Source organism: Halomonas sp. BM-2019, assembly GCF_017584085.1.
Genome location: NZ_CP071922.1, coordinates 3,815,335 through 3,818,112 on the forward strand (window position 1 = coordinate 3,815,335; position 2,778 = coordinate 3,818,112).

Here is a 2,778-nt window from a genome sequence, read left to right on the forward strand (position 1 = left end):
ATTCTGAGCCGTTTTACTCAGACGATCCACCACGCCACTTTCGCGCATGAGGTTACCGAGACAGAACATTCCGACGAGCGGCGCTGCTGTGGGTAACAGCAATAACGTCATCACCAGCACCATCAACGGAAAAAGGATCTTCGCCCGCTTCGACACCGTCTTTAACTGCGTCATGCGGATTTTTCGTTCTTTCTCCGTGGTCAGCAGGCGCATAACCGGCGGCTGTAAAACCGGCACCAGCGCCATATACGAATATGCGGCAACAGCAATCGCTCCCAGCAGCTCAGGTGCCAACTGCGACGCTAAATAAATCGCTGTCGGGCCATCAGCACCGCCGATAATGGCAATAGCAGCTGCTTGCTGTAAGGTAAACTCAACACCGGGCACCCAGTTCAGCGCGATTGCACCGAGCAAGGTGGCAAAAATGCCAAATTGTGCCGCGGCTCCAAGTAGCAGCATGCGCGGATTCGCCAACAATGCACCGAAATCCGTCATCGCCCCAACACCGAGAAAAATTAGCAGCGGGAACAATCCCGTGGCAATGCCAAGCTCATAAAGTAAATAGAGAATCCCACCCGGCTCATTCATGCCGGCTAGCGGGATATTCGCGAGCACAGCACCAAAGCCGATTGGCAATAGCAGTAACGGCTCAAATTTATGCACGATGGCGAGATAAACCAGCAGCAGGCCGACCCCAATCATCACGATGGCACCGAGCGACAGGCCTGCGAAGCCAGTGGTATTCCACAATGTTAGCAATGTTTCCATAATGCTTAGGCGTTCCCTTCAATGGTCAACAAAATGTCACCCGAAATAACACTATCGCCCTCACGTGCCTTCAACTCGGCAATGACGCCATCGCGGTCGGCACGGACTTCCGTTTCCATTTTCATCGCTTCTAGAATGACGACGACATCACCCGATTTCACAGCGTCACCAGGCTTCACTTGATACTTCCATAAGTTACCTGACAAGGGTGCGTGCAACGCTTGTGCATTGGCGCTCGCTTGCGGTGCCGGAGCTGCTTTCGGCTGCGATTCAGCCGGCGGACTCGTTGAACGACTCGACTCTGCCTTTAAGCTGCCATCGGGGCCAACCTCAACTGAGAAACACTCACCAGAAATACACACGTCGTAGCGTTCAATACTATTATCGCCGGTCTCGGCTTTACGCACTGGTGTCGCATTTTCAACACTCGGCACCGGCTCGAACGCGTCAGGATTATCGCGATTCTGTAAAAATTTCAGGCCAATTTGCGGGAACAAGGCATAGGTTAATACGTCATCGACACTTGCTTCTGCGAGGCGAATATTTTCAGATTTTGCTTTTTCCTCTAACTCAGTCGTCAGTGCGTCTAACTCATCGTCGATCAGATCAGCGGGTCGGCAAGTAATTGGCTCGGCGCCAGCTAGGACTTTCTTTTGTAGTTCTGCATTCACTGGAGCTGCCGTCGCACCATACTCACCTTTCAAGACGCCGACCGTTTCTTTTGACACTGACTTGTAACGTTCACCGGTTAAGACGTTGAGTACTGCTTGAGTACCGACAATTTGTGAGGTTGGCGTAACCAATGGAATAAAGCCTAAGTCCTCGCGCACCCGCGGAATTTCTTCCAGCACTTGATCAAATTTATCCAACGCTTTCTGCTCACGCAGCTGATTTTCCATGTTGGTGAGCATGCCGCCAGGCACTTGTGCCAGAAGAATTCGCGCATCCACACCTTTTAGTGAACCCTCAAAGCGCGCGTACTTTTTCCGTACTTGACGAAAGTAGGACGCAATTTCTTCAAGGTTGGCGAGGTCGAGCCCGGTATCTCTCTCGGTACCTTCGACCATAGCGACTAACGTTTCCGTTGCACTATGCCCATAGGTCATACTCATCGACGAGATCGCGGTATCGAGCATATCAATGCCCGCGTCGATCGCTTTTTGATAGGTCGCTGTACTTAAGCCTGTCGTTGCATGACACTGCATGGCAATCGGCACCGACACATTTGCTTTCAGCTCGGTAATCAGCCCTTCTGCTTCGTAGGGGCGCAATAACCCTGCCATATCCTTGATACAAATCGAGTGGCAACCCATGTCTTCTAATTCTTTCGCCATCGCCACCCATTTTTCCCGCGTGTGTACAGGGCTTACGGTATACGACATGGTGCCTTGTGCATGGCCATCATTCGCGATCGTTGCTTCAATCGCTGTCTTTAAATTGCGGACATCATTCATTGCGTCAAAAATACGAAAAACATCGACGCCATTGGTCCGTGCACGCTCGACAAAACGTTTAACCACGTCATCCGCATAATGACGATAACCAAGCAGGTTCTGGCCGCGCAGGAGCATCTGTTGGCGCGTATTGGGCATCGCTTTTTTCAGTTCACGCAGGCGTTCCCAAGGATCTTCACCTAAATAACGAATACAGGCATCGAACGTTGCCCCACCCCAAGTTTCAAGCGACCAAAACCCCGCTTGATCGAGCTTCTCTGCAATCGGCAACATGTCATCGAGGCGCAAACGGGTCGCTAATAGCGACTGGTGTGCGTCACGCAGGACCAATTCGGTCAATAATAGTGGTTTGGACATAAGATGACTCCCTAAGCGTCTGAGGCTGGATTGTCTGATTTACTTGCGCGATAGCGCTTCACGGCGACGGCGATTGCAGCTAGTTTTTTTGCATCCGCGTCTTCGTTGGCAGTGCCAGCAGAAGGTGCACTAGACGCTCCTGAGTCGATGTTCGCCTCAGGACATAGTTTGGTTAACAAGGTGACAGCGCCGGTGAGTA

The 2,778-nt window shown here is 51.7% G+C and carries 3 protein-coding genes; all 3 read right to left on the bottom strand.

Annotated features, from left to right (window positions below):
• Nucleotides 1–768 (bottom strand): sodium ion-translocating decarboxylase subunit beta (locus tag J5F18_RS18900; protein WP_346300063.1); only part of this gene is annotated, 768 nt, incomplete at its 3' end.
• A 5-nt stretch (nucleotides 769–773) separates the two neighbouring features.
• Nucleotides 774–2,579: a sodium-extruding oxaloacetate decarboxylase subunit alpha gene (gene oadA, locus J5F18_RS18905; protein WP_346300064.1), complete on the bottom strand. Its 1,806-nt coding sequence runs from the start codon at nucleotides 2,577–2,579 to the stop codon at nucleotides 774–776.
• Between the two features lie 11 nt (nucleotides 2,580–2,590).
• Nucleotides 2,591–2,778: hypothetical protein (locus J5F18_RS18910; RefSeq protein WP_346300065.1), on the bottom strand; the 188-nt coding region annotated here is incomplete at its 5' end.

Bases quoted from the DNA above. Each gene is read 5' to 3' on its own strand.
- oadA (WP_346300064.1), bottom strand. From the start codon at position 2,579: ATGTCCAAACCACTATTATTGACCGAATTGGTCCTGCGTGACGCACAC.